The organism is Microbulbifer maximicatervae (SeqCode) (genome assembly GCF_052466985.1).
The window spans coordinates 1885072-1902994 of the sequence record NZ_CP174298.1 but is presented as its reverse complement, the minus strand read 5'-3'; the positions used below and the strand labels follow the sequence as shown (position 1 = coordinate 1902994).

15 protein-coding genes are annotated in these 17923 nt (G+C 47.5%); 4 read left to right on the top strand and 11 right to left on the bottom strand.

Annotated elements, in window-relative coordinates; all coding sequences use genetic code 11:
- Nucleotides 1-5: 5 nt before the first annotated feature.
- The 9 genes from ACJJI3_RS08205 to ACJJI3_RS08165 form a co-directional block, all read right to left on the bottom strand.
- Nucleotides 6-620, bottom strand: coding sequence for a bactofilin family protein (locus tag ACJJI3_RS08205; RefSeq protein WP_444912678.1), 615 nt, complete (start codon nucleotides 618-620; stop codon nucleotides 6-8).
- Between the two features lie 1221 nt (nucleotides 621-1841).
- Nucleotides 1842-2291, bottom strand: a complete 450-nt coding sequence (locus ACJJI3_RS08200; RefSeq protein ID WP_444942121.1) for a helix-turn-helix transcriptional regulator — start codon at nucleotides 2289-2291, stop codon at nucleotides 1842-1844.
- A 490-nt stretch (nucleotides 2292-2781) separates the two neighbouring features.
- On the bottom strand, nucleotides 2782-3567 hold the full coding sequence (locus ACJJI3_RS08195) for a PhzF family protein (protein WP_444942120.1): 786 nt from the start codon (nucleotides 3565-3567) through the stop codon (nucleotides 2782-2784).
- Nucleotides 3568-3753: 186 nt separating this feature from the next.
- The gene (locus tag ACJJI3_RS08190; protein WP_444942119.1) at nucleotides 3754-4371 is read right to left on the bottom strand and encodes a hypothetical protein; all 618 of its coding nucleotides are present in this window, start codon (nucleotides 4369-4371) and stop codon (nucleotides 3754-3756) included.
- A 645-nt stretch (nucleotides 4372-5016) separates the two neighbouring features.
- Nucleotides 5017-5433, bottom strand: a complete 417-nt coding sequence (locus ACJJI3_RS08185) for a YbaN family protein (RefSeq protein WP_108732723.1) — start codon at nucleotides 5431-5433, stop codon at nucleotides 5017-5019.
- Nucleotides 5434-5672: 239 nt separating this feature from the next.
- Nucleotides 5673-6509 (bottom strand): energy transducer TonB, encoded by an 837-nt coding sequence (locus tag ACJJI3_RS08180; RefSeq protein ID WP_444942118.1) that lies wholly within the window; start codon nucleotides 6507-6509, stop codon nucleotides 5673-5675.
- Entirely contained in the window at nucleotides 6506-6940 is a 435-nt protein-coding gene (exbD, locus tag ACJJI3_RS08175; RefSeq protein WP_108732725.1) for a TonB system transport protein ExbD, read from the bottom strand. The genes ACJJI3_RS08180 and exbD overlap by 4 nt, the downstream gene beginning before the upstream one ends.
- The gene (exbB, locus tag ACJJI3_RS08170; protein WP_444942117.1) at nucleotides 6940-7893 is read right to left on the bottom strand and encodes a tonB-system energizer ExbB; all 954 of its coding nucleotides are present in this window, start codon (nucleotides 7891-7893) and stop codon (nucleotides 6940-6942) included. Before exbB ends, exbD begins: the two co-directional genes overlap by 1 nt.
- Before the next feature lie 31 nt (nucleotides 7894-7924).
- The gene (locus tag ACJJI3_RS08165; RefSeq protein WP_444942116.1) at nucleotides 7925-8557 is read right to left on the bottom strand and encodes a biliverdin-producing heme oxygenase; all 633 of its coding nucleotides are present in this window, start codon (nucleotides 8555-8557) and stop codon (nucleotides 7925-7927) included.
- A gap of 227 nt (nucleotides 8558-8784) precedes the next feature.
- On the opposite strand from ACJJI3_RS08165, the gene ACJJI3_RS08160 reads away from it, so the two are divergent.
- The 4 genes from ACJJI3_RS08160 to ACJJI3_RS08145 all read left to right on the top strand — a co-directional run bounded on the left by ACJJI3_RS08160 (nucleotide 8785) and on the right by ACJJI3_RS08145 (nucleotide 15742).
- On the top strand, nucleotides 8785-9300 hold the full coding sequence (locus tag ACJJI3_RS08160) for a sigma-70 family RNA polymerase sigma factor (protein ID WP_282933363.1): 516 nt from the start codon (nucleotides 8785-8787) through the stop codon (nucleotides 9298-9300).
- A gap of 29 nt (nucleotides 9301-9329) precedes the next feature.
- On the top strand, nucleotides 9330-10316 hold the full coding sequence (locus tag ACJJI3_RS08155; RefSeq protein ID WP_444894285.1) for a FecR domain-containing protein: 987 nt from the start codon (nucleotides 9330-9332) through the stop codon (nucleotides 10314-10316).
- A gap of 263 nt (nucleotides 10317-10579) precedes the next feature.
- Nucleotides 10580-13297 carry a TonB-dependent receptor gene (locus ACJJI3_RS08150; RefSeq protein WP_444942115.1) on the top strand — a complete coding sequence of 906 codons (2718 nt, stop codon included), beginning with the start codon at nucleotides 10580-10582 and terminating at the stop codon, nucleotides 13295-13297.
- Between the two features lie 18 nt (nucleotides 13298-13315).
- The gene (locus ACJJI3_RS08145) at nucleotides 13316-15742 is read left to right on the top strand and encodes a PKD domain-containing protein (RefSeq protein ID WP_444942114.1); all 2427 of its coding nucleotides are present in this window, start codon (nucleotides 13316-13318) and stop codon (nucleotides 15740-15742) included.
- A 114-nt stretch (nucleotides 15743-15856) separates the two neighbouring features.
- Here the strand turns inward: ACJJI3_RS08145 and ACJJI3_RS08140 are convergent, their stop codons facing one another.
- Both ACJJI3_RS08140 and ACJJI3_RS08135 read right to left on the bottom strand, forming a co-directional pair.
- The gene (locus ACJJI3_RS08140; RefSeq protein WP_444942113.1) at nucleotides 15857-17338 is read right to left on the bottom strand and encodes a ricin-type beta-trefoil lectin domain protein; all 1482 of its coding nucleotides are present in this window, start codon (nucleotides 17336-17338) and stop codon (nucleotides 15857-15859) included.
- Between the two features lie 294 nt (nucleotides 17339-17632).
- The gene (locus ACJJI3_RS08135) at nucleotides 17633-17914 is read right to left on the bottom strand and encodes a 2TM domain-containing protein (RefSeq protein ID WP_444942112.1); all 282 of its coding nucleotides are present in this window, start codon (nucleotides 17912-17914) and stop codon (nucleotides 17633-17635) included.
- Nucleotides 17915-17923 lie beyond the last annotated feature (9 nt).

The following is a 17923-nucleotide window of genomic DNA, read 5'->3' as shown; positions in this document are numbered from 1 at the left end:
GTTTCCTAGCTTTCCTCAGCTTCTTCTTCGGTCTCTTTAGTGCCGAAGAGGTAGTCGCTGGTGTCGGACAGACGAGAGGAATCGCTCGTGCTAGTGCTGCTGGAGGAGTAGGTAGAGCTGCCGCGAGTACGGGCTGCGGGCTTCTCTTCTGCTGCGGGCAGGTCGGGGTGTACCAGGCGATCAGAGAATTCCTTGTGGCGCTCTTTCATTTCGGAATCGGTATCAACCATGTCCATGGAACCACGGAATTTACCGCCGTCGTCCAGCTTGATTCTCGGTGCAATCAGATTGCCATTAACTTGTGCAGTGTTGCGGATTTCGATCAACTCATCGGCAAGGGCGTCGCCATCCAAGGTACCTTCTACAACAATATTTTTTGCGTGGATATTGGCAGTAACTGCACCGCCAGTGCCAACAGAAAGATTGTGGCCAACCATGATCACGGTACCATCAACAGTACCTTCCACGTGCAGATCTTCGGTGCCGATCAGCTCGCCACGAAAGTTAATACCTTCACCCAGCACTGACTTGGAGCCTGAGCCCGAAAGAGATGATTGCTGCTCAACAGCGCTCATGCCCGCTAAAAATGGTGTGGAGTCATTGCTTTTGTCAGTGCTCATAGAAATAAGTCTCTCTGTTTAGAAAAGTCAGCTGTTGCGTCGATTGCACCGATAACCGTGGTTACAAGGTTGTCGATACGTTGGGTTTTTGTTAAATCAGAAAATCAAAATTTTTAAAAGTGATAAGGCACTTTTTAATGGCGGGTACGGATTATTTTGATACTGAGTAAAACCTATCAAAACAAACGTCCCTACATTTATGTCAATTTTTTTTCTTTGCTGTGAGTGTTTTGCTAAAAAAGAAAATTAGACTATCAGTGCTTTTGGTCACCTAAAATATCCCTGTCTCTGCCTTTTCCCTATTGTGCACATACCTTAAGAACGACTTCCTTTGTCCTTTTACAGTTTTCGTCTCTCTCGTAGAGTTGCAATGCCCGTTTTCTCGTGCTTGCATCAAGGTGAAGAAGAGTCTCTTCTGACCTTAAGCTACGATCGATTTTTGCGATTGCTGTTAATATCGCTATATTCCCGCTATTTGCTTCAGGCTCGACCTGTAAGTAAATATTTACTTTCTTTTGTGGAGGGCATACTTCTAATTGTCTGCTGATGGGTATCGAGCCTATTGGCACAAAACAATATATGATTGGAATACTACCTACAGCGAGCTTACCAGCGTTTTCGGTCTGGCAATCAATCAAGCTGACCTCGACTTGAATGCGCTGAATTTAGCACGGATTGCATGCTAAAAGTGTGACTTGTAGCACCTTTTGGTCGTGATGATCGTCGTTTCCTGTTTTTTAATCCGCTAATGATTTACGGCTTAAAATATTGTTGCAATATGCGATGTATTCCTATGTAAAGAATTGTTTATGTTGGCAATTGGATTAATGTCTGAGCCTTGCATTCTTGCGCTTTCAAAATTCTATCCTAAATGTAAGTGTGCACTTATTTGCAATGACTATTGGGTGTCCTCAGGAAGGCTGTTTTCACAGGGTGGAGCTGCAGGCAGTTTTTGCTAGGATATATGTCACTCACCGCATACCTCTCAGTCCCACCCAAAAAAGGTAGGCCCAAGAGATATTTTTGGTGGCGTTGGCAGGGGTGCCAGCCTTGTTGGGCTGGCTAAATTTCAGGGGTAATTTGGATTTTAAACGGAGTTCCGTTTGAAGTTTTAAACTCTACCTCTGCAGCTTGGTTGAACCCTGTCACCAGAATGGGACTTGCTATCTGCTTGTAACCACTAGAAGCCCCAAATTCATATATTTTTGTCTGCAATCGAATTTAGTTTTCAGAAACTTGTTCGGCAGATACCTCGAACCTAAGTGTGTTTTCGATTTGGATTTCGCTTTCATCTCCTTCGTTATTGAGGAGGCGGACGGAGGCCAGGTTCTCGTTTCTGGTGCTGGCATCTACCTTAAGCATTATTGGAGAAGCTGATGATAAGGAGGTATACAAGAGTAAAGTCGTACCCAGGGCCAATATTGCGGTGAGATATTTTCTGCCCTGCTTGGCCATCGATATTTTTGGGTTTTCCTGAAGGATTATATCTATGGGCTTCAGTGAAAATGCTGAAGATATTGCTTTTATTGAATCTTGAGAGGCATTTCCACTTTTTTCTATCCGTTGAATGGTTCTAAGGCTTAATGATGCAACATCGGCTAGTTGTTGTTGACTCCAAGCCCTAGTTGTTCTCAGTTTAATAATTTTCTTTGAGTTAACTTTCACTTCCATACTTCTGTCCTCTGAAAATTGAGCTCCATTTTCAGGGGGCAGTCCTTATTGGTTACGATATTCTTGCGACACCTGTCTGACAGCTATATGACTTTGTCCAAACAATAGGCTATCTGTGCAACTTGCGGTCAATGGTGGGCGTGTTTGAAGGTTAGGTGATTCACTGATGTACTACAAGGGGCGCACAATCTTTAACTATTGCCCTGAATCCATATTCTGGGTCGGGAAGACATCTATAGGCTCTAAGTTCTCACTTTGAGATAAGTAAAAAGCTAGGGAGTTGAGTCAGGTTGTAACTGGAGGTTCGGATAGTGGCTCTTCTGTTTTTTTGGGGGGAAGGTTACCACTAAGCAAAGCCAAAGAGCTTTCAATGAGAATATGTAGCAAGATGACTTATGGAGCTTCTGAACAATTCCGTAATGTCTCTGTGAGCCAGAAGCATCACGGATTTATTTAGAGGCTCCTTATATAAATTTAACTCTCCAAGCTATTAAATCTTAATACTACCGTGAAGATAATCTACAGCGCCTCCCTTGAGAGAGACTCTGTTACTATGCAGTTCGCAGTGAATTAGTCCAGTCCGCTTGGAGAGTTGCTTAGCTAAAAGTACATCCTTTTTAAATTGTTGGCTCCAATATGGTGCCAGTTGACAGTGCGCTGACCCTGTCACAGGATCTTCGTTTACCCTTAATTTTGGATAGAAGCATCGGCTAACGAAATCAATATCGTTACTTGCCCCAGGAGCGGTAATGACAACTCCTCGTTTATCCAGCTGGGAGAGTTTTATAAAATTTGGATTTACAGATTTTAGATCGGTTTCGCTACCCAACACAGCTATATAATCATATGCACACAGAACTTCTTGCGGAGTGATGCCGAGGCCATCAATAAGAGCATCAGGTGCTTCTGTGGATACCGGAATGCTAGCCGGAAAGTCCATGCTATAGACAACTCCCGATCTCTGGACTAACAGTGGGCCGCTTTTTGTATCAAACTGGATGGTTTGGCCTGAGTATCTTAAATGAGTAAATAGAACGTGGGCAGCTGCGAGTGTGGCGTGGCCACATAAATCTACTTCTGCCTCAGGAGTAAACCATCTCAGAGAAAAGGAATCTTCATTTTTAACAAAGAATGCGGTTTCAGAGAGATTGTTTTCCTCAGCTATCTTTTGCAGCGTATCATCCGCAAGCCAGTTATCAAGAGGGCATACAGCAGCGGGATTACCTTCAAATACCTCGGAGGCAAAGGCATCTACTTGATAAATTGCTAGTTCCATTAGTTTTTTCCTTGAGTAATAGATGCTATTTTGGGACAGTATAAAATTATTGTGATAGTTGGCTTGTTTGTGCCAGTTTGTTTTTTGGTATACAAACTATCTAACGGCTGAGGGAAGCCAGGATGCTCATATCATCAGTGCTCCATGGGACGGGTCTTCAAAGTCTACAGAAATATAGCGAACTATTTACAGGCTCTCTAGTTGCGCAAAGCGACGTTCGTAATAAATCAAGCCGTTGGATATGCGCATAATCTCAAGAAGGTCTCCAGAAGAAAATCCAACAACAATCTTAATAGGTGCTTCTTCACTGTATTGGAGAAGCTGTTCGTTTTTGCAGAGTTCTCGCGCTAAGAGGGATGTATAGCATAAGCTGAAACCAATGTATCCGTCTCTATTTAGGTGTTTCGGCTTGTTAGCTCCTTTACACAAGGCTGCAATATTTCTCAAATATCTCGAGCCCAAATCAGATTTTGAATATACCCAATCCTCTCTGCTTTTAAATAGTTGAGGAAGTAGAGTTAAGCTGATATCCGGGAATTCCCGGCCGATACTATCTCTGAATTCACGCAGCTCGAAATATAGGACTGAAGGAGGAAGCGAGTCCCCAGCAGCTACCAGTTCTGTATCGAACCATGTTTGGGCTAGGTCAAGTTCATCCGTTCCTAGCATAGTGGGCAGCTTTAGCCATGCCAAATTGGGGGTTCGGCCATCAGCCCAAAAAGAAAGGTTTTCAAGGCCGTCTTGGATGGGTTCGTTTTTTTCCAGCGTATCGAAAATCACTTCATAGTATTCAGCTATAGACAAACCCCGAACTCCTGTCATATCTCATTTTTGCTTAGTATATCGATCAAGCAAGCCAGTGGGGACGTTTTTGGCTTTTCCTTCTGATTCAGCAGTATGTGCGCTGGGGCGCAATCTAAAACAACCATCCCGTTCGAAATGAAATTCCAACAAAAGCAAAGAGAACGGACAGTACTGTAACTGGGATAATATGGTATGCCAGTGCAGTGAGATTTTTTTCAGAAAGATTTGGAATGATTCGCAGCCTTGCGTCAATTGCCAGTAAGAAAGTGCATGCCAAAAGAATCAGTTTGAAGGATACCAGGCGAGAAATTGGATTGGAGAAGTTGAACCACTGCGATAAGTCAGGCAGTAGGGTATATGAGAGATATAGCCCGGAGAGTATTTGAATGAGCAGGGCGGGGATGCCAATCTTTTCGTAGCTGCTTTCAAACCGGGAAAGAAAAGCTACATCCTTATCCCGTAAAACTTTGGGTAGTATTGTGCAGGCAAGTATCAGATGCCCACCGGTCCAAATTGTTGCACCTAGAAGGTGAAAAAAAAGTACTACGTTGTACATCCTGTCCCCCAGACAAATCCTTGTTGGGGGACTATAGCGCTAAAATCTACGGGTGTCTGCTGCCAAATAGGGGTAGAAAGTAGTGTTGTCTACTCCCTGGGTTCCGGCCGGGACCAAATCCAGTAGGCGCCGCAGCTGATGCCGCCAATGGTAAAGCAAAGAAGGTAAATATTACTGATATGAAGGATGGCAAAAGCCAGGGATATAGCCATTGTCAGGCTGGCCAGTAACTTGGTTCTGCGGCTTACATAACCACTGCGCCAAGTCCGCAATAGATGCCCAAATAGATGGTGTTCTTCGATCCATTGGTGCAGGCGCTGGGAGCTGCGTGATGCGGCCCAGGCACCGAGGACAATAAATACAGCCGACGGCAGGCCGGGAAGAATGGCTCCGATAATGCCAAGGGCGATAAAAAAGCAAGCAGCGGCGCCCCACAGCCAGCGCATCCAGCCCTTTGCCAACGGCGGGGTGTAGGACATTACGCTGTCTTCAGTGGATTCTTTCATTCGGTACCTCTACCTTCTAGCTTATTGCAGTAGTCGTGCATCAAAAGTAACAATATTTATCCGCTTGGTCTGCTTGCTCATAAGCAGTTTGCCCAGCACCTAGTCAATAGAGTCAGCAGGCCGATAGGTCGCTAGTGCAGGGTAACGGATTATGTGGATGATTTCCTCTGTCCAGGGAGGTGACTTTCTGGTTTATGTGAAACCAGGCCTCCCAGTTCTGAGAAAGCAATTTATTTTGGTTAACGAATAAAAAATTCGACCGGAACGGCCATTGTCAGAGGATCACCGGGTACCTCTTCTGGTGGTCTAGGCAGTGGTTCTGCCCTGCGCACCAAGGCCACGACTTCTCGGTCGAGAGACGATATGCCACTGGCTCGGTGCAGCTCAACCTTTAGTACTTTGCCTTTTCTGTCCATCGTGAATTGTACCCAGGGAATGCCTTGTTGACGCCGTATTTGGGCGCTACGGGGGTAGCGTTTTCGCCGCTCAAGATGAGCCTGTAATTGGTTCTGCCAGGTTAATCTGGCTTGTGATTCCCTCTGGTTCAAGGCGCCCACTTCCGGTGCCGCAGCTTGCTCTGCTTCTGCTACATCTGCCGCGAGAGGGGCTGATGTTTCTTCAACAACAGTTTCTCCAGTAGCCTCTCCACTGGAGTCTTGTTGCTGTGCGATTTCCTTCTCTTCCACTGGTTCAGGGGTCTCTTCCTTTTCCTCCGTGGGGGGCTCCTCTTCGGGCTTCTCAATGGCAATTTCCGAGGGGGCTTCTGGCAAAATAACAGGCTCTGACTGCGCAGAGGTTTTTTGTGGCTCGCTGCTCTGCTGGTTTGCGGGAGAGGATTCCTGTTGTTGAGGACCTACCGGTAGCGACGTGGGTGGTGCCACTGGAGCGGCTACCATACTGACTTCAAATACCTGTGGTGCTGCAGCGGGCGGCAGCGCCAGTTCGGATTTGGGCTGCCATAAAAAATAGGCGGCAATAAGTCCGTGAAGGGCTAGGGCGCAGCAAAAGGCGCTGAGCGATAGAAAAAATCGCGGACGCTTCGCAGATTTTACCTTCGGGCCGGCCAAGAGGCTCATTGGTTTACGGTCGCCGGTTTATCCAGACCTACCAGAGCGATTTTCTGGTATCCGGCACTGGCAAGGCGGTTCATCAGGTCCATCAAATCCCCATATTCCACTTTGCTGTCGGCACGCAGCAGGATTTGCTGTTCTGTGCCAATTTCATTTGCCTGGAGTTCAGCAGCCAAGTTCTCCCGCACAATAACTTTGTCCTCACCGAGAGTCAGGGTGAGGTCCTTTTGCAGGGTGAGATATTTCGGATCTTCTGCCTGGGGTTGTTGTGGAGCTGTCGCCGAGGGTAGATTGACGGGCACGCTTACAGTGGCCAACGGAGCCGCAACCATAAAAATAATTAGCAATACCAGCATCACATCGATAAAAGGTGTGACATTGATATCGTGCTGTTCTGGCAGTTCTTCGCTATTGCTGCTGTTGAGATTGAATGCCATTAGTTGACGCCCTGAACCTGCGGTACTGCGCGCTTTTTGTTCGCGCTAACCAGTTCGGCGAGCGGGCGCGCATTTGGATGGTGGCGATCCAGGTCCCGACTAATCAGTACCATTAAGGCGGTGACATTATCGGCCAATACCGCGCGATAATTGCCGATAGCCCGGGAAAAGTAGTTGTAGATCACTACCGCCGGAATCGCAGCAACCAGGCCGATCGCAGTTGCCAGCAGGGCTTCCGCAATACCTGGAGCCACTACGGCCAGGTTTGTGGTTTGGGTTTTTGCGATACCGATGAAACTGTTCATGATGCCCCAAACAGTTCCAAATAGACCGACAAAGGGGGCGACGGAACCGATGGTTGCCAGAATTCCGGTGCCACGGTTCATGTCGGTAGCGAGAGAAGCCTGGACTCTTTCCAGGCGAGCCAGAACACGTTCTTTTAAGCCGTCATCTGACACTGGGCCACCAGAGGATAACTCGAGTTCATGGCGACTCGCTTCTACCAATAGCAGGGCACCGCCGGTTTGGCCTGAAAGCTTCGATTCGGCATTGGCGAACGTCTTGCTTTGGATCAGGGTTGCCAATAATTGTTTGGCCTTGCGACGTGTTATTACCAGCTGCACGGTTTTAAAAAGCCAGATCGCCCAGGTTAAAACAGAGGCCAACAGCAGGCCGATCATTACGCTTTTAACGACGATATCTGCAGCGTGATACATTCCCATGGGAGATAAATCGTGTGCGCTGAAAGCGGTATCTCCGACGTTGGAGGTTGCAGTCGAGGTAGAATTGTCTGGATTTTCTTGCAACCCCACGGAGGTTTCCATATCTCCCTCGAGAACTATTTCTGTATTGCTTTGTTCGCTTGAGTTGGAATTATTTTCCTGCGCTAAAGCCGGTAATGGTCCCAATGTGCTGCCTAGCAGGCACAATAAAATTACAGTCCAGATTTTCATTACCGACTCCTGGCTTCAGGTGAAAAATAAATTAGGGTGTAGTGGGCGCTAATAATTGTTCGACATTTTGTCGTGCAAAAGCAAAGGCTTGTTTGGCCCCATTGAGGGCTACTTCTTTTTGCTCTTGGTTGAGTTCAAGAGCATCTAACGCAGTTTTGAATTGGCGCCAGTGTAACCCGCGACCGTCTTCATGTCCTGCCAAGTGGCGTGCGCCGAACTCTTCTGATAAATCCAGATGTTTGCGTGCGTACTTGAGAAGGAATGCCGCTCCCAAGTTGGAGCCTTCGACCACGTAGAGCCAGCCCAGTGCAGAGTGGAAATCAGTAATTGTGACTTCTGTTGCGGCTTGCTGATCAGCTTTCAAGTCGCTCTCGGACATTTCGAAATCAGCACAATCCTGGAGGACTGCTTCAGAGCGGTCTCTCTCTTTCAGGCCGGGCAAAAAATTATTTAATTCGTCACTTTGAAACCAATCAGACACCGCTTGATGCAGTCGCGACTGCGTGCGAACAAACAGTGCATACCGCTCGCGATTGGAAAATGGTGACAGGGACATAATGCGTTTATCAAGACTCTCGTGGGTCGTATTAGTGCCTTCTTTCAGCCAAGCGGAAAAGGTGGGCTCTGTCGGTTCAATGGATTGGCATTCTGCTGGATTGCTCACGGGTTTTTTCCAAAACAAATTAAACAATAACCGCCCGGTTATTCCGGTGGCTTTGTAATGGGTGACGGACCAAATTCAAATTAACCCATCCCGTTGATCAATATTTTTTGAAAAATTCACCGGGTTATTCCAAATTGATATAACATTCTCAGCTCAGCTACTTTAAATGAGAATAGATATCATTTACAGTCCCCGCCCTCAAAAGATTACAGCGCAAGGTCTGAGTTTTGGCCCCGGAAACCCCTTCAACCCCAGGATTTGATGAGCTTTACCAAGAGCACCACGAGTGGCTTGTCCGTTGGATAGCGCGCCGAACTTCCGGTGTTGATAATGCCCAGGATTTAGCTCAGGACACTTTTATTCGTCTGCTGGACAGGCCGAGCCTGCCTGCGGGAATTCGAAGTCCGAGGGCCTGGTTAACCAAAGTGGCCGGGAACCTGCTGATCGACCAAGCCCGTCGCCAAGTGCTGGAGAAAAATTATTTAGCGCTGCTGGAAAATTTGCCGGAACCGGAATGTCCTTCCCCAGAAGATAAGTGGGAGCTATTGGGGCTTTTGGAGCAAATTGATCAATTGCTCAGTGGTCTGCGCCCGATAGAGAAAACGGTATTTCTAATGGCGAGACTAGACGGCTTAACATACCGCCAGGTGGCTGAGCAGCAGGGGCTGAGCCTTTCCTCAGTAGAGAAATACATCGCAAAAGCCATGCTCAAGTGCTATGCCGCTGCGTACGATAACGAATAATTTTCTATGGACTTGGAACTTGCTTGCTGATGTCAAACGCCCCAGAAAAAAATAGAGAAAAAATTCCTGAAGCAGTACTGTTGCAAGCCGTTAGCTGGCGCGTTCGCCTGGGTTCCGGCGAGGCGCTTGACTCAGAGCGCGATGCTTGCAGTCAATGGCGTTCGGCGGACCCTCTGCATGAACTGGCGTGGCAGCGTTTTGAGCGGATGGAGTCGCCTCTAGATACGGTGGCTCGCCGAGCGCCGCGTTTGGCCCATTCCACCCTAAATCAAACCGATGCAGAAATTCGCCGTTTAAATCGCAGGGCTGCTCTTAAAACCATGGGCGGTGGTGTTCTTGGGGCTTTTGCCGTTGGCCTAGTGGGATATGACACCGGTTTGCTGAAGTATATGTCTGCTGACTATTCCTCTGGTTCTAAGCCGGCCCAATATACTCTGGATGATAAGAGCCAAGTCTGGCTAAACACCGGTAGTGCCATTGAGTGGGAGTCGGGCAAAGCAATCCGTTCCCTTGTGCTGACTAAAGGTGAAATGCACTTGACCAGTGCCGCTGACCCGAGGCCAATGCAGGTATCGGTGCCTCAGGGGCAGCTGATTTCCCGTGACTCGCGCTTTTTTGTCCGCAATGGCGATGACCACACGATTTTGCAGGTTGTGGAAGGTGGGGTGCAGGTTCAGCCGAGTGCGGATATAGAGCCCTTTGCAGTTAAAGCGGGTGAGGCTTATCGCCTTACTGGAGCCGGTTCGCTCGCTCTGGACAGCAAGATGTTTGATTACAGCGGATGGATTGACGGGGTGCTTTCAGCTCGGAGTATGCCATTAGGAGCGCTGCTTGAAGAGTTATCTCGCTATCGTGTTGGTTTTTTACGCTGCGATCCGGCATTAAGAGATCACCAGGTTTCCGGGGTTTTCCAGCTTCACGATATCGATACCATCCTAAAAATATTGGCGCGTTCGGCGGGAGCTGAACTGAGCTATACCACGCGGTGGTGGGCAACGATTCAATTGCCGGGCTGATAGTAAGTCGCATCGCTCCCTGCCTTCCCCTGTTCGTCCGGGCCGACGGTTTTTTCGGAACGGGCAACCTTTAATTCCTGCTCTTATTGCCAGATGACCACAAAAAAGTTATCCGAAGGTGTCATTTTTTATTTTTGATGACGCTTTTGATTGCTAGTTTTCCCTCCGAAGTAAAAAAAACAAAATAATTCTCATTTAGATTACGGGTTTTTGATTTTCGTTCGGCTTCCTAGTTATACACCTGAGAATAGGAAGCCGCTTAAATGCAGTCCCGCGCCCCAAAACATATTTTGCCCACCTTGTTGGCACTGTTGTTGGCCGTAGTTCCCGTATCGAGTTTTGCGCAAGCCCAGCAGGGCAATACAGCGTTGATCGAATTCAGTTTGCCTGCGGGCAATCTGGGAGATGTGCTCAACCTCTACTCGCGCCAGGCCGGGGTAACGCTCTCTTTCGACGAGAACCTGGTGGAAGCTATTTCTGTTCCAGCACTATTTGGCAGCTATCGTGCAGAGGAAGCTCTGTTGAGCTTGTTGCGCGGTACCAACCTGCAAGCGGTTCCCGTTGGTAGTGGTGCCTGGCTGATCCAGTCCGCTGGCGAGCAGGATCTGATGGTGCTGGACAGCATTCAGGTTGAGACTCGTGATGGCGGTGAAAAAGACCAGGTATTTCGCGAGTCCGGTTCAGTAAATATTCTCACCCAGGAAAATATTGAGCGCTTTCGCGGTACCAGTGTTGGCGATATTTTTCAGGGCACCCCCGGTGTACTTATCAGTGAAAACCGCAATTCCGGTGGTCTGGATGTCAATATTCGCGGTATGCAAGGGCAGGGTAGGGTTCCTGTCTTAATCGATGGCAGTCGCCAGGAAACAACGATTTATCGCGGTTATGCAGGGGTTTCCAGTCGCAGTTATATTGACCCAGATCTGATTGGGTCCTTGCGTATTGATAAAGGCCCAGTAATGGGTGCCGAGGGCACTGGCGCTACCGGTGGCGTTGTCAGTGTAAATACCCTGAGAGCGGAAGATGTCGTAAAACCCGGCGAATTGTCGGGTTTCCGTGTTCGTGTCAGTGGTATTGGAAACAATAGCGAGGCTCCAGAGGCTGGTACTTACGCTGGTTACCACTTGCCGCGCCCTGTTTATCGCTCCGATTGCCGTTTTGCAAGTGATTGCACCGCTGACTATACAATGCCGGACAGCTTTGCGCCGGACCATGGAATGGATAGGCCCAGCCTGTTGGATTTTGAGGGTTACGCGGCGAGCTTTGCGGGCGCCCAGCGTTTTGAGTGGGGTGATCTGGTATTGGCTCACGCCCAGCGCGAACAGGGAAATTACTATGCGGGTACTGATGGCCCCGCGCCGGAAGTGGTTATTGGTGAGCCTCAAGAAATGGCTTGGTATACCGAGACTAAGGTTGAGCTGGAGAGTGAACTGGGAGAAAGCATCCCTTACCGCGCCGGGGAGCGGATTCCGAATACTAGTTTTTCTAGCGATTCCTGGTTGTTAAAAAGCAGTCTCCATTTGCCAAAAGACCAAAGTCTTGAGCTGGGCTATATCCGCTATAACAGTATCTTTGGTGAGATGATGCCCTCGCAAGTTCTTTCAAATTTCGGTCAGGCGCGCGAGTGGCTCGATAGTGAAGTGCTCAACCAAACCTACACTGCACGATATCGTTGGCAGCCGGTGGAATATGATTGGGCCGACTTGCGTGTCAATTTTTGGCACACCGATGCGGTCACTGATCTGAACACACCGAATATATTCTCTATCGAGCTGGAGGATAATATTGCGCGAAATGACGATTATCAGCGCTTTGGCCTTGATATCACCAACAGTATGCGCTTCTACCCCATGGGTGAATTGCGCTGGGATTATGGTGTTTCTGCACAGTGGGAAGACTTGGATAGCGATACCCAGACCGCTGAAGGTATTTATGCGGGTTCCCGCAGTGGTGGGCGCGATGAGTACAGCTTGTTCACCGGTATTGAGTGGCAACCGTGGCCGGAGTGGACGCTGGAGTCTGGAGTTCGTTATACCCATTTCTCTTCAAAAGACAATAATCCCCTCCCGTTGAGCATTGATTCCGATTTTTGTGTAGATAATAGGGAAGGGGGCTGTGAGGACGTTTACTACAGCAATAGTCGCTCCGGTACTGCACCTATTGTGGTTTTGACATGGGAGCCGATCAAGGGTTTGCAATTCTATGCCCGCCATGCGCAGGCTTTGCGTATGCCGAGTCTGTTTGAAGGTACCACTGGTTTCTCATCAAGCCCCGCACTGGATATTACCCTTGAGCCTGAGCATGCAAAAAATAATGAGGTTGGGATTAATTATCTTAACGGCCAGTTATTTGAAACTCATCATCAACTCCGAGCGAAAATTGCTTACTTCGAAAACCATGTTGACGACTATTTGACTCGCACCGGGGTCAACGCCGATGAAGAAAAGCAAGGTAGCGGTATCTCCGATTTATTCCGTATGCGAAATATCGATAGCCTCGACCTTGAAGGTTTTGAGTTCAACCTTGGATACGATGCCCTCTGGTGGTTAGTTGAGCTGAGTGCTACCAAATACAGCCACATTGAAGTCTGTGATGTTGCCAGCTATGTGCGTACTTACTGCACGGATTGGGGTATAGAAAACAGTTATTTCAATAATATGGTCCCACCTAACTGGCATGCCAGTGCGCATATTGGCTTGCGTTTATTCCAGGAAAAATTGGAATTCGGGTTGCGCGGTACTTTTATGGGGGAGCGAAACCCTGTTCCTTATTACGGCGATCAAGCTGGATTTACTGAGCCGGTGCTGTGGCAGAGCTACGAACTGTTAGATTTTTATACCAGCTTCCAATTTAACGATAGTTTTTCGGTGGATTTCACCGTCGACAACGTAACCGATCAATATTACATCGATGCTTTGAGTCTTGGCTTGGTGCCTGCACCGGGACGTACGGCAAGACTCAGTCTCACTTATCAATATTAAACATTTGGAGTTCCACAGATGAAAAGAGCAGCAGCCCTTATCGGCATGCTATGTTTGTCTCTCGTGCTGTCCGCCTGTGGTGGCGGTGGTTCGGGCGACGGCTCAAATAATAAACCTACCGCCAGTATCAGTTTGTTGTCCCCTGTAGACACAACTTTCTCCTTGGCTGGCGGTGATGTCACTGTTCAATTGAGCGGTACTGACAGTAGCAGCTCGCGAGATGCAAGCCTGACTTATCGTTGGGAGCTAATTGAGTGGCCTGAGCTTAGCCTGGCAGAGTTGGCCAGTACTGAGGATGCCTACACTGAATTTACAGCTGACCTTCCAGGCGACTATGTTGTGAGCCTGATTGTGGATGACGGTACTGAAACCAGTGAAGCATCCCGTATAACGTTGACTGCAACCAGCCCGAATCCAGTGGCAATTACTGAGCCGGTGCACAGTGTTATCCTGGGTACTCAGACCCTGGGCCTTGATGGCAGCTTGAGTACTCCGCCAACGGGTGAGACTGGAGATCTGGAATATTTATGGGCCCTGGTTGAAAAGCCTCTCGACAGTGCTGCGTACCTGACTAACAGTGACTCTAGCCAAGCTACATTGCACTTGGATATCGAAGGTGACTACAAGCTTGAATTAGTTGTTACTTATAATGGAGTTGCCAGTGAACCTGCGGAAGTTCTGGTAACAGTTTCCGCCGGTGATGCTCCACCTGTTGCCGTAACAGAAGACCAGACGATTACTCTTGGAGAAGAAGTTGTACTGGATGCGAGCGAGAGTTATGACCCTGAAGGTAACTCTCTGCAATACCGGTGGAAGTGGGCTTATAGTCCAGTGGAAACTGATGGTGTTCCGGTTCCCGAGTTAGAGGGAGAGACAACCTCTACCGTTAAATTTACTCCCATTGCGGCAGATACTTACAATTTAATTTTGTTTGTTTTTGATGGCGCAAGAAAGAGTGAGGAGCGTGAAGTTACTATCGTAGTTGAAGCCGATTCCGAAGCGGAAGTCAATGACGCTCCAATTGGTGAAATCGAAGCGACTGGTTACTACCCGTCCTACAGTATTGGTGAGCAAGAGCTGGGGCTTCGCGCTGAATTTAATTTTGTTGGCTATGACCCTGAGGGTGATGCTCTGCAAATTATTGAAGCGGAGCTAATTGAAAAACCTGAAGGTAGTGTTGCCGAACTGGTTGATATTGGTTCTTGGAAACCGCTGGGTAAGAAAATCCAAGAGCTGGATGTGGTAGGTACCTATCGCGTAAGCATGACCGTATCTGACGGAACCAACCAGATAGACCTAGAAGCCACTATGGAAGCCAAGATTGGCAAGGTAAATGGTTATCCTTCTACCCGTAGTGTCGAAGCTCAGTCCAAGTCTGTGCTCGTTGGCGATGCTTTGGTGTTTGATGCCTCCAGTAGCGACCCTAATAATGATGAAATGACCTTCCACTGGGAGCTGGTTGACCGGCCCGATGGGAGTGATGCAGTGATTGAACCGGTTACCGAACCGGAGAGTGGGGAGCTTCGCCGTGCTCAGGTAGTTACCGATGTACCGGGTTCCTATACCGCTCGCCTGATCGTCAGTGATGATCGTGGTCTATATGCCAAAACCTACTCTGAAGACGATGGTCTTGCCAAAGTTTCCAACACGGCACCAGAAATCCGTTCTGTAGTTTGGGCGCGCAACTGGGGTAGCTTATCCACTGGTGAAGATTATTACCAAATCCTGCCCTGTATGTCCCTGCTGCATCGCCCTGTGGTGGTAGATGCCGACGGTGATGAAGTATTCACTTATGAAGAGCTGATCAGCGCGCCGGAAGGTGGTGAATTTACCAGCTATCCAGATAGTGAAGATTGTGAAAATACAACTGGTACCGTATTTTCGAAAGCGGGCACCTACGTATTCCGCTACTACGCTACAGATTTGATTGATGATGCGCCGGAATACGATTTTGTTGTAGAAGTTGAGCCCATGAGCGAAGCCAAGGGCGTGCGTCTGCGTAATATCAACTCCTGGGAAGAGAACCTTTGGCTGCCCATGCCGTACGAAAATATTCCAAGCTACGGTACTCCGTCAGATTTACGGTGGGATACATCCCCTACCGAAGATGAATACCTACAATGGTCTCTGACTGCAGTTGATGCCGATTACACTATTGAGAATGTACAGGTGAAGCATATCAATGGCGATTTGGCTAGCCTTACACCATGGTTCGAGGGTGTTGCAGAGGGACAGGTTATTAGCGAGGGAGAGTCTCTGGACTTCAAGACATGGGTACCCTCTGTTCCCTGTATGCGCACAGATGAAAAAATAGAAGGCTTCCATTTCTCATTTAATATTAAAGAAATCCCGGAGTTGACCTTCACCTACGAAACCTGGGTAGCCATAGATGATGGTATCTTTAGCGAGGGCTGGAGACAGTGTGAAGCAGGGGAGTTAAATTAATCTTTCAGAGTTTACTTCTGCAATAATACATATTATTGCTGAGGTTCTATAGCATTGTGATCTCTTTGAGAAAGGGCGCCTAATAAGGCGCCCTTTTTTAATCGTAATCAAACCTTAAAAGCTATTTTGCCCCCAATCATTGACTGCTTCTAAAACAAACTGCTGGCTCATATCATTCTTATCGCATTTGTAAATTTGAAGACGCTCGCCCTCTTGGGTTGAACTACCCGGTGCGTCTATACAGTAGGTCCAGTTCTTATCGCGATTCTGAATGATTCCACTTTCCTGGATTTGCCATTTTTCCGAATTGCCGCCGTCACAATCCCACAGGTGCATTTTATCGCCGTTATCAGCAGATCCAGTGTTGAAGTCAACACAGTATTTATTATTACCCTTGGGGCGGAGTTGGCCTTCAGCAGTATAAACAAACTGCTGTTCACTGCTGGAGCCACAGTTGTTCATATTTAGGTTTGAACCATTGCTATAGCCCTGGGAGACGGTCATGCACAAGTCAGCATTTGAGGCAGAACGGATTCTCAAATAGCCGGGAAGACTTCTCCTTACTCCTACAAAAGGAATTGCCGTGCCAGTATAATTGGGGGTGGTTGCGACTGTATCAGGATCTATCCCAATTGCAGTGGCACCATGTGCGATTGCTGTAAATATGTAGCCGTAGTCGGTATTGCTAAAATCGCCAGAACTATCCCATAGGTGCATCAGCTGTTTGGTTTCAGCGGCTGCGTTGGCTGTTATCTGGTAATGATCGCCAGCCTGGACATTGCCGCAAAATATTCTTTGCGAACTACTGCTGTCTATTGAATCAATGGAGCCGGTAAATTCTTCTGGATCTGCGGTATCTATATCAGGACATAAAAATGCGCTCATCTCGTAAGAGTCTAATGCGGATTCCATTCGATTATTGACGTTGCCTGATTGTCCTCCGGTAAAAATAACGATTACTTTTTTGCCGTTATTTAATAAGTTGCCAACGCTAGGCCATCCCGTACTTGTAAGCGTGGTACGGTAATTTTCTGAGGAAGAAATCTGTTGTAAATATGTAAGCATATCCTGGTAGCTGTACTGAAGGTCGCCCAGCTCTTGTTGGATATACTGGTCAAGCAAATAAATTTCATCTGCATACCAGGCGTTAAACCAATCTAAATTGGTTTTCATATCGATATACAGCATTATTGGCGCTTCAATAGTGTTAACGGAGAGCCAGGATTTGATATCGTCCAGACAGTGTTCCAGACGATCATCGTCTCCGTTGCTATTGCACATGTGATTACCGATGTCGTTTTGTCCATGAGCAACATAGGGCCCATGGCTGCTACCTTGCCAGGCACCGTGATCTACGACATCGATTTCCAGTGATCGAAAGCCTTTGTCGAGCCAGTCAGTCAGTGTTTCACCGTTTTCTAGCCGCTCATAGCTGTTATGGGGCTGTAAGTAATAAAGCTCATCAATACGATACTCACTGGTGGCCGCTTCTGCTTGGTAATCGGGCCAGTGAAAAGTGTCAGCTTTACTGATGCTGGGTATAGATACCCAAAGTGATAGACATAGAGCGCCTGAAGAGAATTTGAGGAAGGACATTGGGGTTCCTGTTATCGTTTTAATAGTATATTTATTATTTGTTATATAAAAAGTGTGTTAATACTTTGTTACCAGAGCTCGATAATTTAAGCCTGTTAATTAACTGTTTTTTTCAAACGGCTTGGTATGCGTAGATTTTTATTTAGATTACAGGTAATTGTTCGTAAGTAGGCAAGTGTTTGGAATTTTTGCGTTGACAGTGAGAGGCTAGGAGAAGAGTACTTTAAGGAAAGTACTCTAACATCTAAAGCATATGCTTGTATTTGGCGATGCTCCATCGCGCACGATTTATTGCTATTTACGCCCCATTCTCTTATCTATCTGCTTTCTCTCCCAATCTTCACCAAAGAAATTAAATAAATTGAAGGTGCTAATTGCATGGGAGGTGAGCCCTATACCCCAGCCAAATGCCGCCCAGAGTGACCATAAGTATCCGGGGGCGAGTATTAAGTTGGCAATTACTAGTCCCGAGATAACTAATAAATAGGTGATTAGGTGTTGGTAAAAGCTCTTCAGCTTCTTGACATGCTTAATGACTTCTTTTTCTTTGGGGGAGATCTGGTCTTGGGAGTTCATATTGATGAC